The 23,979-nt window shown below is 64.2% G+C and carries 23 protein-coding genes; 10 read left to right on the forward strand and 13 right to left on the reverse strand.

Annotation, left to right across the window (positions count from 1 at the left end):
* Positions 1–43: 43 nt before the first annotated feature.
* Together HHL25_RS03460 and HHL25_RS03465 are read left to right on the forward strand one after the other, a co-directional pair.
* Positions 44–679, forward strand: a complete 636-nt coding sequence (locus tag HHL25_RS03460; protein ID WP_169587298.1) for a 3'-5' exonuclease — start codon at positions 44–46, stop codon at positions 677–679.
* Positions 680–730: 51 nt separating this feature from the next.
* On the forward strand, positions 731–1,219 hold the full coding sequence (locus HHL25_RS03465) for a CreA family protein (protein WP_169587300.1): 489 nt from the start codon (positions 731–733) through the stop codon (positions 1,217–1,219).
* Between the two features lie 304 nt (positions 1,220–1,523).
* On the opposite strand, the gene HHL25_RS03470 is transcribed toward HHL25_RS03465, so the two are convergent.
* From HHL25_RS03470 to HHL25_RS03485, 4 genes are all read right to left on the reverse strand, one after another.
* Positions 1,524–1,850 carry a hypothetical protein gene (locus tag HHL25_RS03470; protein ID WP_169587302.1) on the reverse strand — a complete coding sequence of 109 codons (327 nt, stop codon included), beginning with the start codon at positions 1,848–1,850 and terminating at the stop codon, positions 1,524–1,526.
* A 261-nt stretch (positions 1,851–2,111) separates the two neighbouring features.
* Positions 2,112–2,576: a chemotaxis protein CheW gene (locus HHL25_RS03475; protein WP_169587303.1), complete on the reverse strand. Its 465-nt coding sequence runs from the start codon at positions 2,574–2,576 to the stop codon at positions 2,112–2,114.
* Positions 2,577–2,579: 3 nt separating this feature from the next.
* A complete protein-coding gene (locus HHL25_RS03480) occupies positions 2,580–4,547 on the reverse strand; it encodes a methyl-accepting chemotaxis protein (protein ID WP_169587305.1) in 1,968 nt (655 codons plus the stop codon).
* A gap of 250 nt (positions 4,548–4,797) precedes the next feature.
* On the reverse strand, positions 4,798–5,586 hold the full coding sequence (locus HHL25_RS03485) for a DUF2189 domain-containing protein (RefSeq protein ID WP_169587307.1): 789 nt from the start codon (positions 5,584–5,586) through the stop codon (positions 4,798–4,800).
* Positions 5,587–5,727: 141 nt separating this feature from the next.
* On the opposite strand from HHL25_RS03485, the gene HHL25_RS03490 reads away from it, so the two are divergent.
* The 3 genes from HHL25_RS03490 (at position 5,728) to HHL25_RS03500 (ending at position 7,632) form a co-directional block, all read left to right on the forward strand.
* Positions 5,728–5,886 (forward strand): hypothetical protein, encoded by a 159-nt coding sequence (locus tag HHL25_RS03490; protein ID WP_169587309.1) that lies wholly within the window; start codon positions 5,728–5,730, stop codon positions 5,884–5,886.
* A gap of 144 nt (positions 5,887–6,030) precedes the next feature.
* Complete coding sequence (locus HHL25_RS03495) at positions 6,031–6,630, forward strand: SCO family protein (RefSeq protein ID WP_169587310.1); 600 nt, start codon at positions 6,031–6,033, stop codon at positions 6,628–6,630.
* A 123-nt stretch (positions 6,631–6,753) separates the two neighbouring features.
* Entirely contained in the window at positions 6,754–7,632 is an 879-nt protein-coding gene (locus HHL25_RS03500; RefSeq protein ID WP_169587312.1) for a 50S ribosomal protein L11 methyltransferase, read from the forward strand.
* A 213-nt stretch (positions 7,633–7,845) separates the two neighbouring features.
* On the opposite strand, the gene HHL25_RS03505 is transcribed toward HHL25_RS03500, so the two are convergent.
* Positions 7,846–8,019 (reverse strand): hypothetical protein, encoded by a 174-nt coding sequence (locus tag HHL25_RS03505; RefSeq protein WP_169587314.1) that lies wholly within the window; start codon positions 8,017–8,019, stop codon positions 7,846–7,848.
* 278 nt (positions 8,020–8,297) lie between these two features.
* Here HHL25_RS03505 and HHL25_RS03510 point away from each other — a divergent pair, with 278 nt between their 5' ends.
* Positions 8,298–10,145 (forward strand): aminopeptidase P family protein, encoded by a 1,848-nt coding sequence (locus HHL25_RS03510; protein WP_169587316.1) that lies wholly within the window; start codon positions 8,298–8,300, stop codon positions 10,143–10,145.
* Here the strand turns inward: HHL25_RS03510 and HHL25_RS03515 are convergent.
* Together HHL25_RS03515 and HHL25_RS03520 are read right to left on the reverse strand one after the other, a co-directional pair.
* A complete protein-coding gene (locus HHL25_RS03515) occupies positions 10,123–10,434 on the reverse strand; it encodes an AzlD family protein (RefSeq protein WP_169587318.1) in 312 nt (103 codons plus the stop codon). The genes HHL25_RS03510 and HHL25_RS03515 overlap by 23 nt on opposite strands.
* Positions 10,431–11,150 (reverse strand): AzlC family ABC transporter permease, encoded by a 720-nt coding sequence (locus HHL25_RS03520; RefSeq protein WP_169589541.1) that lies wholly within the window; start codon positions 11,148–11,150, stop codon positions 10,431–10,433. Before HHL25_RS03520 ends, HHL25_RS03515 begins: the two co-directional genes overlap by 4 nt.
* 147 nt (positions 11,151–11,297) lie before the next feature.
* Here HHL25_RS03520 and HHL25_RS03525 point away from each other — a divergent pair, with 147 nt between their 5' ends.
* Positions 11,298–11,546, forward strand: coding sequence for a DUF2164 domain-containing protein (locus HHL25_RS03525; RefSeq protein WP_169587320.1), 249 nt, complete (start codon positions 11,298–11,300; stop codon positions 11,544–11,546).
* 8 nt (positions 11,547–11,554) lie between these two features.
* Here the strand turns inward: HHL25_RS03525 and HHL25_RS03530 are convergent, their stop codons facing one another.
* From HHL25_RS03530 to pncA, 4 genes are all read right to left on the reverse strand, one after another.
* Positions 11,555–12,424 (reverse strand): aldose 1-epimerase family protein, encoded by an 870-nt coding sequence (locus HHL25_RS03530; RefSeq protein WP_169587322.1) that lies wholly within the window; start codon positions 12,422–12,424, stop codon positions 11,555–11,557.
* Positions 12,425–12,657: 233 nt separating this feature from the next.
* Complete coding sequence (panB, locus tag HHL25_RS03535) at positions 12,658–13,485, reverse strand: 3-methyl-2-oxobutanoate hydroxymethyltransferase (RefSeq protein ID WP_169587324.1); 828 nt, start codon at positions 13,483–13,485, stop codon at positions 12,658–12,660.
* A gap of 2 nt (positions 13,486–13,487) precedes the next feature.
* A complete protein-coding gene (panC, locus tag HHL25_RS03540) occupies positions 13,488–14,360 on the reverse strand; it encodes a pantoate--beta-alanine ligase (RefSeq protein WP_169587326.1) in 873 nt (290 codons plus the stop codon).
* 119 nt (positions 14,361–14,479) lie between these two features.
* On the reverse strand, positions 14,480–15,109 hold the full coding sequence (gene pncA / locus HHL25_RS03545) for a bifunctional nicotinamidase/pyrazinamidase (protein WP_169587328.1): 630 nt from the start codon (positions 15,107–15,109) through the stop codon (positions 14,480–14,482).
* Positions 15,110–15,942: 833 nt separating this feature from the next.
* Between pncA and HHL25_RS03550 the strand changes: the two genes are divergently transcribed.
* Complete coding sequence (locus tag HHL25_RS03550; RefSeq protein ID WP_169587330.1) at positions 15,943–18,282, forward strand: glucose/quinate/shikimate family membrane-bound PQQ-dependent dehydrogenase; 2,340 nt, start codon at positions 15,943–15,945, stop codon at positions 18,280–18,282.
* A gap of 144 nt (positions 18,283–18,426) precedes the next feature.
* Positions 18,427–18,705, forward strand: a complete 279-nt coding sequence (locus tag HHL25_RS03555; protein ID WP_169587332.1) for a DUF6074 family protein — start codon at positions 18,427–18,429, stop codon at positions 18,703–18,705.
* A gap of 41 nt (positions 18,706–18,746) precedes the next feature.
* Here HHL25_RS03555 and HHL25_RS03560 read toward each other — a convergent pair whose 3' ends face one another.
* Together HHL25_RS03560 and HHL25_RS03565 are read right to left on the reverse strand one after the other, a co-directional pair.
* On the reverse strand, positions 18,747–19,118 hold the full coding sequence (locus HHL25_RS03560) for an endonuclease domain-containing protein (RefSeq protein ID WP_169587334.1): 372 nt from the start codon (positions 19,116–19,118) through the stop codon (positions 18,747–18,749).
* A gap of 668 nt (positions 19,119–19,786) precedes the next feature.
* The gene (locus HHL25_RS03565) at positions 19,787–22,420 is read right to left on the reverse strand and encodes an ATP-dependent helicase (protein ID WP_169589543.1); all 2,634 of its coding nucleotides are present in this window, start codon (positions 22,418–22,420) and stop codon (positions 19,787–19,789) included.
* A gap of 313 nt (positions 22,421–22,733) precedes the next feature.
* Here HHL25_RS03565 and HHL25_RS03570 point away from each other — a divergent pair, with 313 nt between their 5' ends.
* Positions 22,734–23,975 carry an efflux RND transporter periplasmic adaptor subunit gene (locus HHL25_RS03570; protein WP_169587336.1) on the forward strand — a complete coding sequence of 414 codons (1,242 nt, stop codon included), beginning with the start codon at positions 22,734–22,736 and terminating at the stop codon, positions 23,973–23,975.
* Positions 23,976–23,979 lie beyond the last annotated feature (4 nt).

Below are 23,979 nucleotides of genomic sequence, written 5' to 3' on the forward strand. Positions count from 1 at the left end.
TCCCAGCATTGCCCGAATCTGCCTGGAAGCTTATTGGCAGTTCATGTCTAGCGGATATCAGCGTTCCGGACGCACCATCGCCATCGATTTCGAAACCGCCAGCGAAGAGCGCGGCAGCGCCTGCTCGGTCGGTCTCGCCTGGATCGAGGGCGGCGAAGTCGTCCGCGTCGAGGAGCGGCTGATCCGGCCGCAGACCATGCGCTTTTCGCCGTTCAACATCCAGATCCATGGCATCCGCCCGGAGCATGTCGAGGACGCGCCCGAATTTCCGGAGGTGATGGACGAATTCGCCGACGAGTTTGCCGGTGCGACGATGATCGCCCACAACGCGGCCTTCGACTTTTCCGTCTGGCGCTCCGCCCTCGACAACTACCGCCAGCCCTATCCGGAGCTTTCCTATCTGTGCAGCGTGAAGATGGCGCAGCGCCTGTGGCCCGATCTCGGCTCCCATCGGCTGAACAGCCTGGCCGCCCATCTCGGCATTTCCTTCATGCACCACAATGCGGCCGACGACGCCCGGGTCTGCGCGCTTGCGACGATCGCCATGGCGCGGGACGCCGGAGTGGATGACATTGCCGACCTGCCGGCGCGAATCGGGCTGACCCCGGGCCGTCTCTATCGCGGCGGTTACGACGCCTGTTCGATCCGGCGTATCCGCAGAAACGTCCCGGCCTTGTAAGGTCGCGGGCCGCGCTTATTTCTAGTGCAGTCGTCCTTTGGAGATTTCGCCATGTCGTTTCGTGCCACGCTGATCACCGCCGCCGTCGCCCTTTCGGCTCTCGTCCTGCCGGCCCGTGCCGAGGTGGTGGGGGAGGTTGGGGTCGACTGGGTCGGCAACGACATCATCGTCGAGGCGGTCACCGATCCGAAGATCAAGGGGATCACCTGCCACGTCACCTATTTCGACCGGTCGATCATCGATCGTCTGTCGAAGGGCAACTGGTTCGAGGATCCGTCCAACAACTCGATCGCCTGCCGCCAGACCGGCCCGATCGAGATCGGCGACATCGATCTCTCCAAGGAAGGCGAGGAAGTGTTCCGCGAGGGCATGTCGCTGATCTGGAAGCAGCTCGTCGTCAACCGCATCTACGACAAGGCCAATGACACGCTGATCTATCTGATCCATTCCCGCCAGGTGGTCGATGGTTCGGCGAAGATGGCGATCTCGACCGTTCCGCTGTTCAACCAGCCGGTTACCTGGACCGAGGGCAAACCTTGATCCCCTAAGAAGTGACGGGATTTTGCAGAGGCGTTTTGCGCCTCGCCTTTGGTGAATAGGGAAACACCCAATTTTGGTCAGGCTCGACACGGTTTTGTGACGCGGAATGTGCGAGGGGTCACTTTCGCACGGCTTTCAAATTTGGCACATTGACCCAGACATCAGGCTTCGAGCGGCTTTCACCCCAAATTCGTCCGAACCTGTCGATGTCCTGTCAAGAGGGGCTCGGCCCCGCAGTCCAATACCAGTTGCGCTCCGGTCTCTTGCGAGGCCGGAGCGCAATGCGTTTCGGGGTTGCGCGAGCTTAGCGCACATAGACGACCTTGCCGCCGTTGGCCGCGGTCTGAACGTGAACCACATTGGTCAACTGAACGTTCTGGGCCTCAAGGGCCGCGACCAGCATCGGATCGGCCGACACTGCCGTCTGCGCCTCGCTCATGGCTGCCTGGTCGGTCGCGAGATTGGAGAGCCGGGTGAATTCATCCCGGTCTTTGCCGTTGTCGAGGCTGTCGATGCGGACGACGGTGACATTGTCTTCTGCAACGACGGCAGACTGCGCCATCGCGACGCCGCCGGAGACGGTGCCGAGCGCAAGGACGGAGGCGAGGGCAATCCTGATCGCGTTGTTCATGGTCTTCTCCTGTTCGTTTTGGGGCTGCTCAATCACTCTTGATGAGCACTCTTGACGAGCCCAGGCAAAACGCAGGGAAGTCGAAACGGTTCCTGATTTTCGAAAAAAATATAATTATTACAATTATTTAATGAAGGCGTATCTGTGTCCGTGGTGCGGCGACGGCGAGGCGACGAATATTGGCCAGGCACGACCACGCGATCCGAAACCCCGGCTTGCCGGGGCTTCGGTCACAGGGAAGAGTACCGCTCGTATGAAGCGTCAGGCGGCCTGAGCGAGCTCGTCGGCGATGACGGTGTCGAGGTTCAGGAAGCAGACCATCGACTTCTCCAGGGCGACGATGCCGCGGCAGAAGGCGCGCTGGGCTTCCGGAATGATTTCCGGGGCCGGCTGCAGGTCTTCGCCCTTGATGGTCATCATGTCGGAAACCTGTTCGACCAGCAGGCCGACCAGCTTGCCGGCGATGTCGGTGACGATGATGGCGGCACGCTCCGACGGTTCGGTCATCTTCATGCCGAGACGGCAGGCCATGTCGATGACCGGGATCACCGCGCCGCGCAGGTTGATGAGGCCGAGCACGTAGGGCGGCGTATGCGGCATCGGGGTCACCGGGGCCCAGCCGCGGATTTCGCGGATCGCCATGATGTCGATGCAGAATTCCTGGTCGCCCAGATGGAACGACACGATTTCGAGGTATGCGCCGGACTGCTTGATTGCGTTGGACATGTCTTAAAACTCTTCCCAGTTTTCGGCTGCCGCGCCCTGGCTTGCGCCACGGGCGGCAACATTGCGGTTGAAGGTCCCCGCGACCTTGTCGATGAGCGTCTTCGCGGGGGACGGTTTTGGCAGCGAGGCGGCGGTCGCCACCTGCGGCTGACGGGGGGCGAAGTCACCCCCGGTCATCTTGAACTGGCCGACCAGGCGGGAGAGGTTCTCCGCATCGGTGGCCAGGGTATGGCTTGCCGCGTTGGTCTGCTCGACCATGGCGGCGTTCTGCTGGGTGACCTGGTCCATCTGACCGACGGCCGAATTGATCTCGCTGAGACCGACCGACTGTTCGCGGGCAGAGGTGAAGATCGCCTTGACGTGTTCGTTGATGTGCAGGACGTCGTCGCCGATGCGCTGCAGCGCCTCGCCGGCGGCGGTGACCAGCTCGACGCCGGTCTTCACTTCGTCGCTCGAGCGGCCGACCAGGGTCTTGATGTCGCGGGCGGCTTCGGCGGCGCGGCCGGCGAGTGCACGCACTTCCTGCGCGACGACGGCAAAACCCTTGCCGGCATCACCGGCGCGGGCGGCCTCGACGCCAGCGTTCAGCGCCAGCAGGTTGGTCTGGAAGGCGATCTCGTCGACCACGTTGATGATCTTGCCGATCTCGCCGGTGGCGTCCTCGATGCGTTCCATCGCGGCCATCGCATTGTTGACCACGGAACCGGACTTTTCGGCATAGACCTTGGCGCTGTCGACCATGTGGCTCGCCTCTTCGGCGCGCTCGGTGGCGTTGCGGACCGTGGCGGTGATCTCGTCGAGTGCGGCGGAGGTTTCCTCGAGGGAAGCGGCCTGCTGTTCGGTGCGGCGGGCGAGGTCGTCGGCGGCCGAGCGCATCTGCAGGCCATTGGCGCGGATCGAGCTGCTGTTCTGGGTAATCTCGCGCATCACCTGGTTCAGGTTCGCCGTCGTCTGGTTGAAATCGACGCGCAGGCGGTCGAGGTCGCCGTGGAAGGGTTCTGCGATCGAAACCGATAGATCGCCGTCGGACAGGCGGTTGAGGCCGAGGGCAAGCTGGTCGACGGCGTGCTTGACGGCGGCACTGTCGGCGGCGATGGCAGCGGCGCGCTCTTCGCGTTCCTGTTCGTTGCGGCGCGTTGCGGCACTGGTGGAGGCTTCGAGGTTCTGCTTTTCGATCGCCGCGTTGCGGAAGATCTCGACCGAGCGGGCCATGTCGCCGATCTCGTCGCTGCGTTCGACGGCATCGGTTCCGGCGTCATAGTTGCCGTCGACGATCCGTTGCATGGCGGTGCGGACGGCACGAATGCCGTTGACGATGGCATTGCCATGGATCGACTGGAGAAGCAGAACGGTCGCAAAGGCGAGTATGCCGAGGGCGAGCTGGATGTAGAGCGACTGCCGTGTGCGGGCCGTTGCTTCCTGGACGCGCTCTTCCAGCATGTTGCCGGCGAGCGCCGAGGATTGGTCGAGCATGCCCGACAGCCGTTCGCCGGCACCGTCGATGATGTCGTCGATCCGCGCATAGTCCGCGTCTGCCGCGCCCGTCTCGATGAGGGCCTTGAGATCGACTTGGATCGCCTTCAGCGTCTCCGCGAGGTCGGCGTCGTAGCTTCCAACCAGGGCCGCATTGCCGGAATCGCTTGCGATCCCCTTGAGCACGCTCGCCCCGTCGGTCAGGATCTTGGCGGCCGCCGTGATGACCTCGACGCGCTCCGGCTGGATACTGCCTTCGGTCCGGTCGATGATGCTGTCCATGGCGGCCAGCACCAGCCGTGAATTGGCAAGCCGCATTTCATTGAGTTGCTCGACGTCCTGCTGCAGGACCAGGGTGCGCTTGAGGGCCGCATCCACCTGGACGTTCTCGTACCAGCCGACCGCAAGCATGGAGCCGATGCCGAACATGGTCGCCGCACCAAGCGTCATGAGACGCTGGCGTACCGACAGTTTGCTGCCCGATATGAAATGTAGCATGCGCCTCCCCGATGGCCCAGCAGTGCGGCCGACGCGATGCGTCGACGCTTCCAGTGTGCATGCAGAGGCCCGAGGAAAGAGTTAATGCGTCCCGGCGGACGTTATGTCCGGCTGACCAATGGGGTCATCTCGCGTGTAAATGATCGCAAACAGTGGTTAAGCAACGGATAATATGGCTAACAGAGTCGATTTCCACGGGGAAGGCCGGGCGGCGGGATCAGCGCCGAGCGGCCTTCGGTTCCCCGTGCGATCAGGCAACGGCAATGGCGCGGCGATAGAGGTGCCACGTCGCGTGGCCGAGAATGGGCAGGGCGACGAACAGCCCGAGGAAACCCGGGATCAGGGCGAGAATGGCGATCACGGCGACAATGACCCCGAAGGTGAGCATCGGCAGCATGTTTTCGCTCACCGTCCGGATGCTGGTGAGCATCGCCGTAACGAAATCGAGATCGTGGTCGAGCAGCAGTGGCATCGATATGACAGTCAGCGAAAAGAGGATCGTCGCGATCACTGCGCCGACGATTGTTCCGACGACGAGGAAGAGCATGCCCTGCGGGGTGGTCGTTACGACGGTCACGAAGGCGGCGAGCGTCGCGGGGATCTTGAAGCCGAGGAACAGCGCCAGCAACAGGCGTACCTGGTAGATCCAGATCCAGAAGATGAAGAGGACGGCGAAGGCCATCCAGGACAACTGGCGTTCCCGCTGGCGGAACACCTCGGTCAGGACGCTGCGCCACGTGATCGGATCGCCGCGTTCGTGGCGACGGCTCACCTCATAGAGGCCGACCGCGACGAAGGGGCCGATGAGCGGAAAGCCGATCGCGACAGGAATGATCATCCAGGGCTGGTGGTAGAGGCTGAGCGCCACCAAAATGAAGAGGCCGCCCAGCGCATAGATGCCTCCGAAGAACAGACCGAAGGCGGGAAAGCGCCGGAAGTCTGCAAGCCCTTCCTTCAGCGCGGCGGTGACGTCGTTCATGCCGAGCGGATTGATCCGCAACTTGGCCTGCGGGGCTCCTTGAACTGTCTGCTCTCCCATTCGTCCCTCCCAAGACTGCCGGTCACTCACTCACAATGCTTCCAAGCTCGCAGAAGAATCATTGAAATTCATCAAATTTCTTGAGGGTATCTGAAAAACTTCTCCCTTCCGCTGAAGCGCGGGCGCTATTATAAAGAGGCCATGGAACAGATCGCCGGAAAATCAACGAACCATCTTCTTGTCGCGGGCTTCGTCGCGGCAGGCGTTCTCTTGTCCGGTCTCGTTTTTGCCGGTTGGCTGCGCTTTGCCTCGGACATCGTTCTGACCTTTGCCGAGAACGGGCTTTCCTCCTGTCTCTGAGGGGCGGGCGGCTGAGACAAATCCGCGCGCTTCTGGCGGATGACAGGCTGTTGATTTGCACTTTCTCGCGGAACGGCCTAACGGCTCTCGACTGAGCGCCAGGCGGCTTCGTCTCGCCGGCACGCGATGAGGATTTGACGACTGATGAAGACCTTGCGGATTATTCTTTGGGCGGCGGTGATTGTGCTTGCCGGTGTGCTGGGCTGGCTGACGTTTGCCGTGACGGACAGCAAGGACAAGATGGCGGAAGCACCGTTCGGCGTGCCGTTTGAGCTTGTCGACCAGAACGGCAAGCCGATCACGGAAAAGGCCTTCCGTGGCAAGCCGACGGCGCTGTTCTTCGGCTTCACGCATTGCCCCGAAGTCTGCCCGACCACGCTGTTCGAGCTCAATGGCTGGCTGACCCAGGTCGATCCGGACAAGTCGAAACTTCAGGCCTACTTCGTCACCGTGGATCCGGAGCGCGACACGCCCGAGCTGCTCGGCGCCTATATCTCCAACGTCACCGACCGCGTGATCGGCATCGCCGGCGATCCGCAGAAGGTGGGCGAGGTGGTCAAGGGCTTCCGTGTGTATGCCAAGAAGATCCCGCTCGACGAGAAGGATCCGAACGGCGATTACACGATGGACCACACGGCTTCGATCTTCCTGCTCGATGCGGAAGGTCGTTTCGTCGGCACGATCTCCTATGGCGAGAACCCGGATGTCGCCGTCAAGAAGCTCGAGAACCTGATGAAGGGGTGATCACGCCCCCGGCGGCGCCGGAGGCTGTTGCCTTCCGGGCCGCGCCATTGTACCGCAGGCTCTTGCGAAAGGGCGGCCGCAGAGGCCTTGCCCGGCTTTTCCATTTCGACAGGATGACCGACCGTGAGTGAAATCCGCCTCTATGTGACGACCACCGAAGCGAAGGCGTCGGACGTTCTCGATCTGATGACGATCTGCTTCGGCGAAGAGGACTTTGCGATCGCCACCACCGAGATCGACGAGAAGAACGACGTCTGGGAGGCTTCGGTCTATCTGATGACGAACGAGGAGGACGAGGTTCGCGGTCGTCTCGAAGAGCTTCTGGCCGAGCCTTATCCCGACCTGCCGATCGAGAGGGAAGTGATCCCCGACGTCGACTGGATCGCCAAGTCGCTCGAGGGGCTGAAGCCGGTCAGGGCAGGACGCTTCATCGTCCATGGTTCACACGATCGCGACAAGGTCCGCGTCAACGACCTCGCCATCGAGATCGAGGCTGGACAGGCCTTCGGCACCGGCCATCACGGGACGACGGCCGGATGCCTGGAAATGATCGGCGATGTGGTCCGCTCCCGTCCGGTCACGAGGGCGCTCGACCTCGGCACCGGCAGCGGCGTTCTCGCCATCGCCGTGCGCAAGCTGAAGCGCATTCCGGTCCTCGCCACCGACATAGATCCGGTCGCGACCCGGGTCGCGGAAAACAATGCGCGGGACAACGGCATCATCGACGGGATCGAGTTCCGCACGGCGCCCGGCTTCCATTCGACGGCCTTCTCCGAATTCGGCCCCTTCGATCTGATCATCGCCAACATCCTGGCGCGGCCGCTGATGAAGATGGCGCCGCAGCTGGTCGCTCATCTGCAGCCCGGCGGTTCGGTCATTCTGTCGGGCATTCTGGCCAGTCAGCGCTGGAAGGTCATCGCGGCCTATAACGGTGCCGGGCTCGGCCATGTGAAGACCATCTGGCGAAACGGCTGGGTCACCATCCACCTGCGGCACGGCTGAAGCAGGGCAAAAAAGATCGATGCAATGATGCGTCGCACAATTGCATTGAGCGCATAACGCCCGGAAAATCCAGACAACGAAAAAGGCGGCATCGCGAGATGCCGCCTTTTTCGGATCAGTTGCCTGATCGGGAGCCTGCGAGCTTTGGGAGGAGAGCGTCGAGCAGGCGTAACGGATCGGGTGCTTGGCCCCTTCCGATCGTCGTTTGACGGATCAGAAGATGCTCGTGCGGGCACCCTTGCTGCGCAGTTCGTCACGCGTGGTGCCGAGGGTTGCGAGGGTCTTGTCGTCAAGGCTCAGAAGCGCGCCGTTGACATAGCGGCTTGCCTGACGTTCGCGGGCGGCGATCAGGTTCTGATAGGCGGTGCGAAAGAAGGAGTTTGCCATCGTCTTGTTCCTTGTCCGGTCCGAAATGGGCCGTTCGATGGTTCGAATATAGGGGCCGCAAACGCTTTGAGGCAGAGGGGGTGCTACATGGGTGTTATGCGCATAATGCAAGGCTTGGCGATTTCCTTCCTGTTTTCCTGCTGATGTGCGCAAAATTTGGGCGCTGTGCCGCTTAAATGGTGCAGTGCGAAGGAGGGCCCGTAGCGTTTGAGTTGGTGCGCCCTTCGACAGACTTGCTATAACGGCGTCCGTGAGATTCCAGCTTCGAAAGCGCGCCCATGTTCCAGTCCTTCGACGTCACTTCCACTCCTGAGTTCGGCCGCGAGCGGGTCGAGGCGCTGAGGGCCCGGTTCGCCGCGCTCGGCATCGACGGTTTCCTCGTGCCGCGCGCCGACGAATACCAGGGCGAGTACGTCCCGGCGTCTGCCGAGCGGTTGTCGTGGCTGACCGGTTTCACCGGGTCCGCCGGCATGGCGCTGGTCACTGCGGACAAGGCCGTTGTCTTCGTTGACGGGCGTTACGTGACGCAGCTTGCCGAGCAGGTCGATCCGGCGGTCTTCACCGCGGGCGATCTGGTCAACGAGCCGCCGCACAAGTGGATCGCCAGGAACGTCCACCGGGGTTTCCGCCTCGGCATCGATCCATGGCTGCACACCGGTCAGGAAGTCACGCGCCTCGAAAAGGCATTGACCGATCTCGACGGCACCCTGGTCATTCTGCCGTCGAACCCGCTCGATGCGCTGTGGAGCGACCGCCCGGAGGAGCCGCTTGGTGCGGTTTCGATCCAGTCGATCGCCTATTCCGGCGTGCTGGCCAAGGACAAGATCGCCCGAATCGCGGCCGACCTCGCCGAGGCGAAGACCGACGCCGCGCTGATCACCGATCCCTCGTCGATCGCCTGGATCTTCAACATCCGCGGCGCCGACGTGCCGCACACGCCGCATCCGCTGGCGCGCGCGATCATCCGGGCCGACGGTTCGGCCGAGCTCTTCCTCGACAAGCGCAAGACCGGCATCGAGGCCGAGGCCTATCTCGGCCAGCTCTGCAGGCAGATCGATCCGCGCCTGCTGGTCGCGCATCTGGAGAAGCTCGCGGTCGAGCAGAAGCGTGTTCTGGTCGACCCGGAACTCGCCCCCTTTGCCCTCGTCGAACTCATCCGTGGTCACGGCGGCACCGTGGTCAACGGCGCCGACCCGGCCAAGATCCCCCGTGCCGTGAAGAACAGCGTCGAGCTCAACGGCTCGGCTGTGGCGCATCTGCAGGACGGGGTCGCAGTCGTCGAGTTCCTCTCCTGGCTCGATGACCAGCATCCGGGAACGATCACCGAGATCGAAGCGGCCAAGGCGCTCGAGGCGGCGCGGATGCGGGTCGGCGAGCGCATGCAGAACCCGCTGAAGGACATCTCCTTCGACACCATCGCCGGTGCCGGCGAACACGGGGCGGTCATCCACTATCGCGCCACGACCACAACCGACCGGCCGCTCAATTCCGGCGAGATCTTCCTGATCGATTCCGGGGCGCAATATGTCAACGGCACCACCGACATCACGCGCTCGGTGGCGATCGGGGCGGTTTCCGACGAGCACAAGCGGTTCTTCACGCTGGTCCTGAAGGGCATGATCGCGATCAGCATGGCGCGCTTCCCGAAGGGCACCCGCGGCTGCGACCTTGATCCGCTGGCGCGCGTGGCGCTGTGGAAGGCCGGCGCAGACTACGCACACGGGACAGGCCATGGGGTCGGCTCCTATCTTTCCGTCCATGAGGGACCCCAGCGTATTTCGCGGCTCGCCACGCAGGAACTGCTGCCCGGCATGATCCTGTCGAACGAGCCGGGCTATTATCGCCCCGGCGCCTTCGGCATCCGCATCGAGAACCTCGTCTATGTCCGCGAGGCCGAAGCGATCGAGGGCGGCGACATGCCGATGCTGGGTTTCGAGACGCTGACCTATGTGCCGATCGACAAGTATCTGGTGGTCACCGAACTCCTGACCCGCGAGGAACTGCGCTGGCTCGACGACTATCATGGCCGCACCCGCGACGAGCTGATGCCGCTGATGCATGACGAGAAGGCGAAGGCCTGGCTTGCGCGGGCGACCGAGCCGTTCAGCCGATCAGCTGGCGCATGAGCATCACGGCGACCCAGCCGCCGACGAGCATCGGGATCGCGCTGAAACGCAGGCCGATCAGCAGCGAAAGCGCCATCGCGACCTTGACGTCGGGCCCGCCGGAGAAGAAGGCGGGTGCGACGAGGGTGGTGAGAACGGCGGCGGGAACGGCGTTGAGGGCAGCGTCGAGGCGCGGCGACACGGTCTTCATCCGGCTGATCAGCAGGTAGCCGCCGATCCGGGTCAGATAGGTTGCCGCGGCCCCGGCGAGGATCAGCAGCGTCATGTGGGGCGTGAAGAGCTCGCTCATGCCTTTGTCTCCCCGGCAACGACTGAGGATCCGGACGGTTTGGCCGGCGGAAGCAGGGCGGCGAGGATGACGCCGGCCAGCGCGCCGATGCTGACATGCCAGGGCGAGCCGACCAGTTGCTGGGCGATCACCGAGACGACCGCGCTGACAAAGACGACGCCGAGGAAGTTGGCGCGCTTGCGGAAGCCGAAGACCAGACCCATGAAATAGATCGGCAGCAACACGTCGAAGCCGAGCGCCTTGGGGTCGCCGATCAGGCTGCCGAAGCCGGCGCCGATCGCGCTGATACCGACCCATCCGATGTAGATCGTCGTGGCAAATCCCATGTACCAGGCGAAACTCACCTTCTGCCCGGTCTCGCCGCGCACCAGCGTCTGGGCGAATTGCGGATCGGTCAAAAGGAAGAAGGAAAGCGCCTTCTGCAGCGGCGAAAAGTGCTGGATGAAGGGCGTGATTGCCGCAGAATAGAGGACGTGGCGGAAGTTGACGGCGAAGATCGACATCACCACGAGCCAGAGCGGTACCGAATGGCCGAAGAGCTCGATGCCGACGAGCTGGCTTGCACCGGCAAACAGGGTGGCGCTCATCAGCGTGGCCTCGGCGACGGTCTGGCCGTTGCTGACGGCAATCGCCCCGAAAAGGGCGGCAAAGGGGATGGTCGATACCAGGATCGGCGTGCTGCCGCGCAGGCCATCGGTAAATTCGCTGTTCATCAGTCCGTCTCTGTTGTGGTTCGGCCCTCACTGCCGCAAACGGCCCTGATAGACAAACCAATTAGCGTGATGCTTGATCGCACCCTGTTGATCATCATCATAACCTCGCCGAAGAGGGCGGGGATTTCTTGAACGAAAGGAGCGGCGGCGATGGCCAGCCCGGAATTTTCTCCCGAACAACTGGCGTTCCTGGTCTCATCCGTCCAGAAGCACGTCGCGGCGGAACATGATCTGGAACTCGGCCGGTTCGAGGCCGAGGAACTGCTGGCTTTCTTTGCCCGACAGATCGGTCCGCACTTCTACAATCGCGGCCTCACCGACGCGCAGGCCGTCGTCGCCAAGCAGTTCGACGCGATCAACGACGCGATCTACCAGCTGGAGCGGCCGGTCGAGCGCTGAAGCCGGACTCAGGCAGGAATCTCGACCGCAAACGCGAAACGGGACGTCTCGCCGGGTGCGAGCGTCGTGGTGAAGGGGCGCGCGGCCAGATCGTTCGATGCGCCGATTTCCGCCGCCGTGCCATGCCAGGGCTCGATGCAGAGGAAGGGCGCGCCGGGCTTGGTCCAGAGCGCAAGGTTCGGCAGGTTGTCGAAACGGAAACGGAGCTTCTCGCCGCCGTCGACGCCGTAGGTCAAACCGGTGCCGGCGCCTTCGGGAAAGATCATGGCGTCCTGTGCGAAGAGTTCGGGCGAGACCGTGAGGCGACCGCCCGAGAAGGGCGAGGGCAGGCGCTCGGGGCCGAGAAGCCCGTTTGCAAGCCTGGCAAGCCGGGGCTCGGCGTCATTGTCGAGCGCGACGACATGCGGCTTGCCGTCGGCACCCGGCAGCGGCCACCGGAAGGCCGGATGGAAGCCGATGCCGAAGGGCATCGGCCTGTCGTCCCGGTTCTCGACCTCGGCTGCGATGGTGAGCGTGTCGCCGTCGAGCGCATGGGTCAGCGTCAGGGCAAATTCGAACGGGTAGACCGCGCGCGTCGCGTCCGTTGCCGCAAGCCGGTGGGAGCAGCGTGCCGCGCCCTGTTCGACGAGCGAAAACGTCGCGCGGCGGGCAAAGCCGTGCTGGGCCATCTCGACCTGCCGGCCGTCGACCGTAAGCCTGTCGCCGGGCGCCTTGCCGACGATCGGAAAGAGGATCGGCGAGCGACCGGACCACCAGGCCGCATCGCCGTTCCACAGCCACGAGCGGCCGTCCGACGAGGCAAGCGACTGCATTTCCGCGCCGAGGGCGGAAACCTCGACCAAGAGGCGGTCATTGGCGATCCTGACGATTTCCGGCATGGCGGGTCCCTTCGATTGCTGTCTGAGCCGTTGTCTATACAGTTTGCCGGTCAGACATGACACCTGCTCCATGTCCGGCGTGCAACGGCCCCCTCATCTGCCTTTCGGGCCTTTTCTCCCGAGGGGGGAAGAGGGAATGGCGAACCGTTTCATCCCGAACCTCATCCGAGCACAGGGATTATGCCGCAGGTTTGGCCGGCGGGGACATTCAACGGCAGAAACGGCCGGAGCAATCAGCGCTTGGGGCGGACCTGGAAGGTGTGTTCCGGCCCGGGGAAGGTGCGGGCGCGGACTTCCGCGGCATAGTCGCCTGCGGCGCCGGAGATCACCGCGGCGAGTTCGGCGAAGTGCTTGACGAAGCGCGGCTTGAAGTCGTTGAACAGGCCGAGCATGTCGTCCGACACGAGGATCTGGCCGTCGCAGGCGGGCGAGGCGCCGATGCCGATGGTGGCGGCGGCAACCGTGCCGGTGATCTCGCGGGCGAGCGGTTCGACCGTTCCCTCGATCACCATGGCAAAGGCGCCGGCCGCATCGACGGCCCGGGCGTCGCGGCGGATCTTCTCGGCTTCCTTGTCGCTGTGACCCTTGGAGCGATAGCCGCCCGAGGTATTGACCTGTTGCGGCATCAGGCCGACATGGCCGAAGACCGGCACGCCGCGCGAGACGAGGAAGGCGATGGTCTCTGCCATCTCCTCGCCACCCTCCAGCTTGACGCCGTCGCAGCCGGTTTCCTTCATGATCCGGGCCGCGGTGCGGAAGGCCTGTTCCTTGGATTCCTGGTAGGAGCCGAAGGGCAGGTCGACGATGACGCAGGCGCGGCTCACGCCCCGCATGACGGCCTGGCCGTGGGCGATCATCATCTCGACAGTGACGCCGACCGTGGTGTCCATGCCGTAGAGCACCATGCCGAGGCTGTCGCCGACGAGCAGCAGGTCGCAATGGGCGTCGAGAAGGCGTGCCATCGGCGTCGTGTAGGCGGTCAGCGAGACGACCGGGCGCTCGCCCTTCAGGGCGGTGATGTCGGCCGGGGTGAGGCGTTTCTGGCGGGGCGGGGTGCTCATGGTCAGGCGGCCTCCATGCCGGTTTCGGAAGAGATGTCGATGACGCGATTGTCGAGGAGCCGGGTCCGGCCGAAGCGCACGAAGAGGAGCAGCAGGACCGGGCCGGAAACGGTTTCGATCGCCTCGAGCGTATCGGGATGACGGAGCGCCACGACCTCCGGCTCGGCCAGCGGCTCGCGGCGGAGGAAGGCCGTGATCCGGGCTTCGAGGTCCGATATCGACGTGACGCCGGTGCGGATCAGCCTTGCGGCCTCGTCAAGCGCGTTCGGCACGATCACGGCGGCGGCGCGTTCGGCCGGGGTCAGGTAGACATTGCGCGAGGAACAGGCGAGACCGTCGGCCTCGCGCACCGTCGGGACCGGGACGACGCGCACCGGCTGGGCGAGATCCTCGACCATGCGGCGGATGATCGTCACCTGCTGGTAGTCCTTCTCGCCGAAATAGGCGGCGTCCGGCTGGACGATGTTGAAGAGCTTGGTGACCACGGTGGCGACGCCGGCGAAATGCCCCGGACGGGCGGCACCCTCGAGCTCGGAACCGAGTTTCGGCACGTCGACGACGGTTTCCATCGGACGCGGATACATGTCGGCGACCGAGGGCGCGAAGAGGAAATCGACGCCGGCCGCTTCGAGAAGGGCCTGATCACGGGCGAGGTCGCGGGGGTAGCGGGCAAGGTCCTCGTTGGCGCCGAACTGCAGCGGATTGACGAAGATGGAGACGACGCTCACCGCGTTTTCGGCCTTGGCGCGGGCGACCAGCGTCAGGTGGCCCTCGTGCAGGTAACCCATGGTCGGCACGAAACCGATCGATCGGCCGGCCCGGCGCAAGGGGCCGAGCTTCTCCCGCAGCTCGGCGATGGTGGTGACGGTCTCCATATCGGTCCTCCGCAATACCTTATGGCGCGCCGGTCCCCTAGCGTGGATGGGACGGGAAATCAATTGGCCAGAGGAGGGGGTGTGCGCGGTGCGGGAGGATGCCTCCGGCCCGCGGCGGATCAGCCGCCGAGCACATCCCTGCTGGAGATCACGGCGACGCCGGCGGATTTCATTTCGGCGATCGCCGCCCTGACGCCGTACGGATCGATGCCGCGCGAGCCGTCCTCGATGAAGCGCACGGTCACCCCCGGCAGCATCTCGACCGCATCGAGCGCCGAAAACTTGACGCAATAGTCGGTCGCGAGGCCCATCAGGTCGAGTTCGGTGACATGCGCCTCCTTCAGATAGGCGGCGAGGCCGGTCAGTGCCGTGCGGTCGTTGTCGCGGAAGGCCGAATAGCTGTCGACGGCCGGGTTTTCGCCCTTGCGCTGGACATAGGCAAAGCCGGCGGTCAGCAGTTCCGGATGGAAGGCCGCATCGACCGTGCCCTGCACGCAGTGATCGGGCCACATCACCTGCGGCTTGCCGGAAAGTTCACCCATTTCGAAGGGCTGCTTGCCAGGATGCTGCGATGCGAAGCTTCCGTGGTCGGCGGGATGCCAGTCCTGCGAGGCGACCACCAGATCATAACCGCCGCTTTCGATCAGCGCGTTGGCGACAGGCACCACCGCATCGCCGTGGGCGACGGGCAGGTTGCCGCCCGGGCAGAAGCCGTTCTGAATGTCGATCAGCAGCAAGGCTCGGGTCATGGTCGCGTCCTCATCGTCGGTGTGCGCTGCAAGATGGCAAGGCGAGAGAACCGGATCAAGGGGCTTGATACGGCTTCGCCTTCACGCGAGCGGTTTCGCCCCGTGGTGTGCCAAATCTTACTGTCCTCTCCCTTTTCGGGAGGTGTTCGGCCGGGACACGATCGCGTGCCGCGACAAATTCAAAATACATGACACCCGATCGTGTCCCGTTCGGTGTCTTTTGCCGGGCAAACTTCGTCTCTCTGCGCGGATGACGGCACCTTTTCCAGGGTTGCGCTCGCGGTTCTTTGTCATTTTTATCCCGCGACGCCACGAAAGCCGGGGAGATCCCCGCCAGTCGCCGGTCCAATCATGTGTGCCCCACAGGCACGTCCCACCCATCCGGTGAGATGGAGACTTTTCATGCCCGGCCCCCGGGGAACGATCCGCGTTTCGACCGCGACGCCAGGGCACCGGTCCCGCCTCGCCGGCAACGCAACCGGTGTAACCGATGGCGGGACGAGGCAAGTGTGACGCTGTTTGCAGGGGCGGGGATGAAAAACAGGGCGAGCGCTGATTTTGCTCGGTTTTCGACATTCGTCTTCCCCATCCATTCTCCGGTGGGGCCGTGATGCTTCGAGGCTTCGCCTTCGGCGAAGCACCTCAGCATGAGGGGGCGGGTTGCTGGCCGGGCGTCAGGGGGGCTCAGGTCTGCACCGATGGGCGGCGAGGCGGTTGACGACCGCTTCAAGGCCTGCCGCCAGCGGAACAAATCCATTTTTCGGACGTTTGCCGGACTACCGGCCGCCGTCGACGGCCGGGCTCCCGCCCTTCACATCGAATGGATTCCGAACATGATAAATTTGCTCACGGCCCTCGTTTTCGGGGCGATCGGGCTGGTGCTCGCCATAGGTGGCGCGCAACTGATCGCCCTGTCGGGCAGCCCCTATTTCCTCGCAGCCGGCATTTCACTGATCCTGACGGCGCTGCTGGTACTCCTTCGCCGGGTGGAGGCCTTATGGCTCCACGGGCTGCTCATTCTTGTCAGTCTTGCCTGGGCCTATAGCGAAGTGGGCTTCGACTGGTGGCAGCTCGGCAGCCGGGGAGGGCTGATCGTGGTGCTCGGCCTGTGGCTGATGCTGCCCGCCGTGCGCCGGGGCCTTGGGCGCCCCGAGACGCCGGCGAGAGCCGAAAAGCCGGCAAGCGTGTTGCCCGTCGGCCTGCCGGTGCTCGCGGCGATCGCCGTGGCCGGCTATTCGCTGTCCGTCGATCCGCTCGACAAGGCGGGCTCGCTGCCCGAGGACAAGGTGGTCTCGGCGCCGGCCTATGGTGGGCAGGTGCCCGACGGCGAGTGGCATCAGTATGGCCGGACCCCGTTCGGCCAGCGCTATTCGCCACTCGACCAGATCACCCCGGAGAATGTCGACACGCTCAAGGTTGCCTGGACCTACCAGACCGGCGACGTCAAGCAGCCCGGAGACGTGAGCGAGACGACCTATCAGGTGACTCCGCTCAAGATCGGCGACACGCTCTATGTCTGCACCCCGCACAACTGGGCGATTGCCATCGACGCCGAGACCGGCAGGGAGAAATGGAAATATGACCCGAATGTCGGGCTGAACCCCGACCGGCAGCACCAGACCTGCCGCGGCGTGACCTATTACGCCGATCCGCAGGCAACCGCGGGTGCGACCTGCGCCGCGCGCGTCTACCTGCCGACCTCGGATGCCCGGCTGATCGCGCTCGATGCGGCGACCGGCGCGGTCTGCGAGAGTTTTGCCGACAAGGGCGTACTGCATCTCGAGCAGGGCATGCCCTACAATCCGGCCGGCTACTATTACTCGACCTCGCCGCCGGTCGTCGCTGGCGGCAAGATCATCATCGGCGGGGCGGTCAACGACAACTATTCCACCCAGGAACAGTCCGGCGTCATCCGGGCCTTCGACGTCAAGACCGGAGCGCTGATCTGGAACTGGGACAGCGGCAATCCGGGCCAGACGGCGCCGATCGCCGCCGGGCAGACCTATACGGCAAACTCGCCGAACAGCTGGTCGGTGTTCTCCGTCGACGAACAGCTCGGCCTCGTCTACGTGCCGCTCGGCAACCAGGTGCCGGACCAGATCGGCATCGGCCGCAGCGAAAACGTCGAGAAATATTCCTCCTCCATCGTGGCGCTCGACATCAATACCGGTGCCGATCGCTGGGTGCGCCAGACGGTGCATCACGACCTGTGGGACATGGACGTGCCGGCCCAGCCGGTGCTGCTCGACATCACCAAGGACGGTTCGACCGTGCCGGCGCTGGTCGGCCCGACCAAGCAGGGCGACATCTATGTTCTCGACCGGCGCACCGGCCAGCCGATCGTGCCGGTCAAGGAGATCGCCGCGCCGGGTGGCGCGATCGAGGACGATTTTACCGCGCCCACCCAGCCGATCTCGGATCTGACCTTCCGGCCCGACCGGCTGGAGGAAAAGAACATGTGGGGTGTGACGCTGATCGACCAGATGATGTGCCGCATCGCCTTTCACAAGCTGAAATATGACGGTCAGTACACCCCGCCGTCGCTGGAAGGCACGCTGGTCTATCCCGGCAATTTCGGCACCTTCAACTGGGGTTCGGTCGCGGTCGATCCGGAACGGCAGGTGATGTTCGGCATGCCGACCTATCTCGCCTTCACCTCGCGGCTCGTCCCGCGCGACCAGGTCCCGCCGAAGGAGCAGTCGGAAAAGGGATCCGAGCAGGGGCTCAACCGCAATGACGGGGCGGCCTACGGCGTTTATATGGGGCCGTTCCTGTCGCCGCTCGGCATTCCCTGCCAGGCGCCGCCGTGGGGCTATGTCGCAGGTGCCGACCTCAGGACCGGCGAGATCGCCTACAAGCACCGCAACGGCACCGTGATGGACATGACGCCGCTTCCGCTGCCGTTCAAGGTCGGCGTGCCCGGCATCGGCGGGCCGACGATCACCAAGGGGGGCGTCGCCTTCCTCGGCGCTGCGGTCGACGACTATCTTCGTGCCTATGACCTCACCACCGGCCGGGAGCTCTGGAAGGCCCGGCTGCCGGCCGGCGGGCAGGCCACCCCGATGACCTACAGCCTCGGCGACAGGCAGTATGTGGTCATGGTCGCCGGCGGCCATGGTTCGGTCGGCACCAAGCCCGGCGACTATGTGATCGCCTATACGCTGGCGGAGTAACGCTCCGCCACGGGACAGGAAAAACCCTCCGGATGCTTCGTCCGGAGGGTTTATTTCGGCCGGTCCGGCCGCATCGCCGGCGGGCGAAACCAAACGTTAACCATGTTGATTCTAAACACGTTTTGTAACGTGAGGATGTTTCGCATGAAGAATGACGCCATGACCGGCCAGGCTGCCCCTTCCATCGCCTTTTTTCCGCTCGCCAGCCGCCGCGACCTCGTTCGCCGCTCCGCCGTCGAGCTCGATCAATGCCATGGCCCGGCCGCCGTCGATTACTGGCGTACCACATGCCGTGCGCTCGGCAACGAACTCCTGGCGCTCGGCTGCCCCGAAGAGGAGATGCGGGCCGAAATCATGGATTTCCAGGCTGCCGTGCAGATGGAACTGATGTGGCTGCATCGCGGGGAAGAAGCGCTGGGGTGAGGGGCGTGGTCGCCCGCCGCTTTCGGCAGCGACCGTTCTGATCAATCAGAGTTTGCCCGTTCGATTGCCCGCAAGATGTGGGTGCATACGTCATCGAGGTGACGGGTCGCCTCCTCGTTGGTTACGCGGATGACATGCCAGCCCAACCGCGACAGCCTTTCGTCGCGCAGCACGTCGCGGGTGATCTGCTGGCCATGGCCATGCGTGCTTCCGTCGATCTCTATCACCAGCTTGTACTCCGGGCAGGCGAAATCGACGATGTAGCCGTCGATCGGCAACTGGCGACGAAAACTCAATCCCATCAGCCGGTGCGCCCGCACAGCATTCCAGAATTTCAATTCGGCATCCGTCATCGTCTTTCGCATTTGTCGCGCATGGCGTCTGTTGGTCTGCGGGACTGCGTGGTGCGGCATGGCTAGGCTCCGGACGGTTGCGCCCAGTGTGGCAAAGCTTTTGTCCCGGGATAATCGGAAAATTCTAGGGGATTTGCCCGCTTTTTCGGTCGTCGAGGCTGCGGAGACACCCCCTCTGTCACTTCGTGACATCTCCCCCTCAAGGGGGGAGATTGGTGCGGACACGTTGCACCCGTCTTTATCCAGTCCAGTTGTGTTCCGCGAAGAGCGAGCGAGGTTGGTTATGATCGATCTCCCCCCTTGAGGGGGAGATGCCCGGCAGGGCAGAGGGGGGTGATTCCGCGTTCGATTGTTCCGATTGCCTGTTGAACAATGATCGGCTCCCCGCTTCACGCGCTTTGGTGCTGCGGCCTGACACCCCCCTCTGTCACTTCGTGACATCTCCCCCTCAAGGGGGGAGATTGGCGCGGATACGTTGAGGTCGCCCTCATCCAGTCCGGTTGTGTTCCGCGAAGAGCAAGCAAGGTTGGTTATGATCGATCTCCCCCCCTTGAGGGGGGAGATGCCCGGCAGGGCAGAGGGGGGTGATCCTCCGCTCGGCGGCAGCAATCATCTGCTTAACGCGGTCAGCTCCCGACGGCGGCGGACAGGGTGAGGTGGCGCGAGACACCCCCCTCTGTCACTTCGTGACATCTCCCCCTCAAGGGGGGAGATTGGGAAGCCGCCGCTCACACCTTCTCGACAAACCCGTCGAGCACGCGCTTTTCGCCGGCGCGGTCGAAGGTGATGGTGAGTTTGTTGCCTTCGATCGCGGAAATGTTGCCGTTGCCGAACTTGATGTGGAAGACGCGGTCGCCGACCGAGAAACGCGAGGGTTCCTGGCTTGTCGACCTGGCGACCAGTTCCCCGTCGATGGTCTTTCCACGCGGGCCGCTTTCGCCGTAGCCGATGCGTTCGACCGCGTGGCCGGAGCGAGTGCCCCAGTTGTCGCGGGTGGCGTCCGACTTGTTGGCCTGGGCGCGTTTCCAGCCGGGGGTTTCGTAGGAATTGGCGAAGGGATCGGCCTTGTCGAAACGGGACTGTCCATAGCCGCCGCGACCGTAGCCGCCATAGGACTGTTCGCTTTCGGCGACCTCCACATGGGTGATCGGCAGTTCGTCGAGGAAGCGTGACGGCATCGTCGACTGCCAGAGCCCATGGATGCGGCGGTTGGAGACGAACCAGATGTGGCAGCGGCGTTTCGCGCGGGTGATGCCGACATAGGCGAGGCGGCGTTCCTCCTCCAGCCCCGAGCGGCCGCCCTCGTCCAGCGCGCGCTGGTGGGGGAAGAGGCCTTCCTCCCAGCCGGGCAGGAAGACGGTTTCGAATTCCAGGCCCTTGGCCGAATGCAGCGTCATGATCGACACGGCGTCCATGTCGGCATTCTGTTCGGCATCCATGACCAGCGAGACGTGTTCGAGGAAGCCGCGCATCGATTCGAAGGCCTCCATCGAGCGGATGAGTTCCTTGAGGTTTTCCAGCCGTCCGGGCGCTTCGGCCGACTTGTCGTTCTTCCACATGTCGGTGTAGCCGGATTCCTCGAGGATCTGTTCGGCGAGCTCGATATGCGGAGTCGTTTCAAGCAGTTCCGACCATCGCCTGAAGTATTGAATCACGTCGAACAGCGCCTTGCGGGCCTTCGGCTTGATCTCGTCGGTCTCGATGAGGTCGCTCGCCGCGGCGAGCATGGGGATGTCGCGGGCGCGGGCATAGTCGTGCAGCGCGCGGATCGTCGTGTCGCCAAGGCCCCGCTTCGGCGTGTTGACGATGCGCTCGAAGGCGAGGTCGTCGGCCGGCTGGCAGACGAGGCGGAAGTAAGCCATGGCATCGCGGATTTCGAGGCGCTCGTAGAAGCGCGGGCCGCCGATGACGCGGTAATTGAGGCCAAGCGTGACAAAGCGGTCTTCGAATTCGCGCATCTGGAAGGAGGCGCGCACCAGGATCGCCATGTCGTTCAGCGCATGCTTCTTGCCGTCGGCATCGCCGCGCTGCAGCCGCTCGATCTCCTCGCCGACGGCGCGGGCTTCCTCTTCACTGTCCCAGGCGGCATGGACCACCACCTTCTCGTCGTCGGGATTGACCCGGTCGGTGAACAGCGTCTTGCCGAGGCGGCCCTCGTTATGGGCGATCAGATGGCCGGCGGCGCCGAGAATGTGTTCGGTCGAGCGATAGTTGCGTTCGAGCTTGATGACCTTGGCGCCGGGAAAGTCCTTTTCGAAGCGCAGGATGTTGTCCACCTCGGCGCCGCGCCAGCCATAGATCGACTGGTCGTCGTCGCCGACGCAGCAGATGTTGACGAGGCCGTTGATCTCCCCCCTTGAGGGGGAGATGTCGGCGGAGCCGACAGAGGGGGGTGCACTTGCGCCGGCATTCGAGGGGATACCCCCCTCTGCCCTGCCGGGCATCTCCCCCTCAAGGGGGGAGATCGGCATGCGGCCCGACCGCTGTGCCAAGAGCCGCAGCCACATGTATTGCGCGGTGTTGGTATCCTGGTATTCGTCGACGAGGATGTATTTGAACCGCTGGTGATAGTCCTTCAGGATGTCCGGATTGGCGCGGAACATGCGGATCGGGTGCAGCAGCAGGTCGCCGAAGTCGCAGGCGTTGAGCGATTTCAGGCGGTTCTGGTAGGCGGCGTAGAGTTCGCGGCCCTTGCCGTTGGCAAAGGCCCGGGCGTCGCCTTCCGGGATCTGCGAGGGATCGAGGCCCTTGTTCTTCCAGCCGTCGATCATCGCGGCGAACTGCTTGGCCGGCCAGCGCTTGTCGTCGATGCCCTCGGCCTGGATCAACTGCTTGATGAGGCGGATGACGTCGTCGGTGTCGAGAATGGTGAAATCGGAGCGCAGGCCTACCATTTCGGCATGGCGGCGCAGGATCTTCACGCCGATCGAGTGAAAGGTGCCGAGCCAGGGCATGCCCTCGACGGCGCCGCCGACGAGCAAGCCGATGCGCTCCTTCATCTCGCGGGCGGCCTTGTTGGTGAAGGTGACGGCGAGGATCTGGCTGGGGAAGGCGCGGCCGGTCGCGAGAATATGGGCGATGCGGGTGGTGAGAACGCGGGTCTTGCCGGTGCCGGCGCCGGCGAGCACCAGCACCGGGCCGTCCAGCGTTTCGACGGCTTCGCGCTGTTCCGGGTTGAGGCCGGAGAGATAGTCGGGCACGCGGGCCTGGTCGCGGGCGGCCATGGCGCGCGCGGCGATGCCGAGGCCACCGGGCGCCGGGGCGGATGACGCAGCATTGCCCCTTGCGGCGCGCTCAGCCGGCTTGCGGGGGGCGGGCTCTTCGTCGTCGAAGAAGGGAATGTCGTCGAAACCGTTACTCATGCGGCTCAATGTAGTGATTCGAGTCCGAAAGGCGAGTCAAGATGTTCTCCTTTCATTCCGACACGGGCGCTATCCGCAGGAAGCTTGCGGGGCGCACGGGACGGGACAGCGGAAGTGCTGCGGTCCGCCAAAGGGAGGAACGGCGGCGAAAAGCGGTGCGGGATGACATTTTCGTAATGTTGTTCTTTCCGCCTTGCCGTTTGTGCCCTGCGGCGAAATATTGCCCGCGATAACGACAGAGATTTTGTCCGAAGCCGTTTGAAGGCCGCGTTTCCTCCCTGACGCGGCCGTCGCGGCCCTACCGGAGTTTTTCATGGCATTCTGGAAGCAGTTGACCCTCAGCCTGGCGGCCCTCGTCGCCGGTGTCTTTCTCTGGACCTGGCTGGTGCCGGGGGCGGACGGCGTGCTGCGCCGGATCGGCGTTCCGGAGGGCATCGTGGCGCTCGTCTCGCCCGCCAAGCCGGAAGGCGCCGCCACCGCCACGAACGGGCAGGGCGGAAGCCAGCCGCCGGGGCAAGCGCAGGGGCAAGGCCAGACGCAAGGGCAGGGACAGGGCGGCAATCGTCGCGGCGCCGTCCAGGCGCTGGTGGTGGTGCAGCCGGTTGTGACCGGCACGGTCAACGACCGGCTTTCGGCGCTCGGCACCGGTGACGCGATCCAGTCGGTGACGATCATGCCGCAGGTTTCCGGCACGCTGTCGCAGATCGCTATCCGCTCCGGCGACCGGATCACCAAGGGCCAGGTGATCGCCCGGCTGGAGAACGAGGAACAGCGGATCGCTCGCGACCAGGCGCAGGTCGCGCTGAAGAGTGCCGAAGAGAAGAACCAGCTCTACGAGAACCTGAAATCGGCCGCCTCGCGGATCGACGCCTTCGATGCGGCGATCGTGCTCGAGGGCGCCAAGCTGGCGCTGTCCTCGGCCGAGCTCGAACTGAAACGGCGCGACATCGTATCCCCGATCGACGGGATCGCCGGTATCGTCACGGTCAATCCGGGCGACAACGTCACCACGGCGACGGCGATCGCGACCGTCGACGACCGCTCCGAACTGCTGGTGGATTTCTGGGTGCCCGAGCGTTTTGCCCCGATCATCGAGGTGGGCCAGCCGCTGACGGCAACCGCCGTCGCCCGGCCCGGAAAGCTCTATTCCGGCAATGTCGAGGCGGTCGACAACCGCATCGACGAGGCGAGCCGTACGCTGCGCATCCGTGCCCGGATCGCCAACGAGAACGACGACCTGCGCGCCGGCATGGCGTTCAACGTGACGATGGCCTTCGAGGGCGAGCGCCATCCGGCGGTCGATCCGCTGTCCGTGCAGTGGGACAGCAACGGCTCGTTCGTGTGGCGGGTTGCCGGCGGCAAGGCGGAAAAGGTTCCGGTCCGCATCATCCAGCGCAATCCGGACGCGGTGCTGGTCGAGGCCGATCTCGCCGAGGGCGACCGCGTGGTCACCGAAGGCGTGCAGCGTGTCAGGGCAGGGCGACCGGTCCAGGTGGTGGGCGACGAGGCGGGTGCCAAGCCCGCCGACGGCGAAAAACCGGTGGCAAGCCGATGAGCGG

Source organism: Rhizobium terricola (assembly GCF_012927355.1).
GTDB classification, from domain to species: Bacteria; Pseudomonadota; Alphaproteobacteria; order Rhizobiales; family Rhizobiaceae; genus Allorhizobium; species Allorhizobium terricola.

Excerpts from the sequence above, each read along its gene's own strand:
- HHL25_RS03555 (WP_169587332.1), top strand. The coding sequence starts at position 18,427 with ATGAAGAATGACGCCATGACCGGCCAGGCTGCCCCTTCCATCGCCTTT.
- HHL25_RS03565 (WP_169589543.1), bottom strand. The coding sequence starts at position 22,420 with ATGAGTAACGGTTTCGACGACATTCCCTTCTTCGACGACGAAGAGCCC.
- HHL25_RS03550 (WP_169587330.1), top strand. The coding sequence starts at position 15,943 with ATGATAAATTTGCTCACGGCCCTCGTTTTCGGGGCGATCGGGCTGGTG.
- HHL25_RS03490 (WP_169587309.1), top strand. The coding sequence starts at position 5,728 with ATGGAACAGATCGCCGGAAAATCAACGAACCATCTTCTTGTCGCGGGC.
- panB (WP_169587324.1), bottom strand. The coding sequence starts at position 13,485 with ATGAGCACCCCGCCCCGCCAGAAACGCCTCACCCCGGCCGACATCACC.
- HHL25_RS03465 (WP_169587300.1), top strand. The coding sequence starts at position 731 with ATGTCGTTTCGTGCCACGCTGATCACCGCCGCCGTCGCCCTTTCGGCT.
- HHL25_RS03470 (WP_169587302.1), bottom strand. The coding sequence starts at position 1,850 with ATGAACAACGCGATCAGGATTGCCCTCGCCTCCGTCCTTGCGCTCGGC.
- HHL25_RS03485 (WP_169587307.1), bottom strand. The coding sequence starts at position 5,586 with ATGGGAGAGCAGACAGTTCAAGGAGCCCCGCAGGCCAAGTTGCGGATC.
- HHL25_RS03530 (WP_169587322.1), bottom strand. The coding sequence starts at position 12,424 with ATGCCGGAAATCGTCAGGATCGCCAATGACCGCCTCTTGGTCGAGGTT.
- panC (WP_169587326.1), bottom strand. The coding sequence starts at position 14,360 with ATGGAGACCGTCACCACCATCGCCGAGCTGCGGGAGAAGCTCGGCCCC.
- pncA (WP_169587328.1), bottom strand. The coding sequence starts at position 15,109 with ATGACCCGAGCCTTGCTGCTGATCGACATTCAGAACGGCTTCTGCCCG.
- HHL25_RS03525 (WP_169587320.1), top strand. The coding sequence starts at position 11,298 with ATGGCCAGCCCGGAATTTTCTCCCGAACAACTGGCGTTCCTGGTCTCA.
- HHL25_RS03475 (WP_169587303.1), bottom strand. The coding sequence starts at position 2,576 with ATGTCCAACGCAATCAAGCAGTCCGGCGCATACCTCGAAATCGTGTCG.
- HHL25_RS03495 (WP_169587310.1), top strand. The coding sequence starts at position 6,031 with ATGAAGACCTTGCGGATTATTCTTTGGGCGGCGGTGATTGTGCTTGCC.
- HHL25_RS03460 (WP_169587298.1), top strand. The coding sequence starts at position 44 with ATGTCTAGCGGATATCAGCGTTCCGGACGCACCATCGCCATCGATTTC.
- HHL25_RS03505 (WP_169587314.1), bottom strand. The coding sequence starts at position 8,019 with ATGGCAAACTCCTTCTTTCGCACCGCCTATCAGAACCTGATCGCCGCC.
- HHL25_RS03560 (WP_169587334.1), bottom strand. The coding sequence starts at position 19,118 with ATGCCGCACCACGCAGTCCCGCAGACCAACAGACGCCATGCGCGACAA.
- HHL25_RS03570 (WP_169587336.1), top strand. The coding sequence starts at position 22,734 with ATGGCATTCTGGAAGCAGTTGACCCTCAGCCTGGCGGCCCTCGTCGCC.
- HHL25_RS03480 (WP_169587305.1), bottom strand. The coding sequence starts at position 4,547 with ATGCTACATTTCATATCGGGCAGCAAACTGTCGGTACGCCAGCGTCTC.
- HHL25_RS03515 (WP_169587318.1), bottom strand. The coding sequence starts at position 10,434 with ATGAGCGAGCTCTTCACGCCCCACATGACGCTGCTGATCCTCGCCGGG.
- HHL25_RS03510 (WP_169587316.1), top strand. The coding sequence starts at position 8,298 with ATGTTCCAGTCCTTCGACGTCACTTCCACTCCTGAGTTCGGCCGCGAG.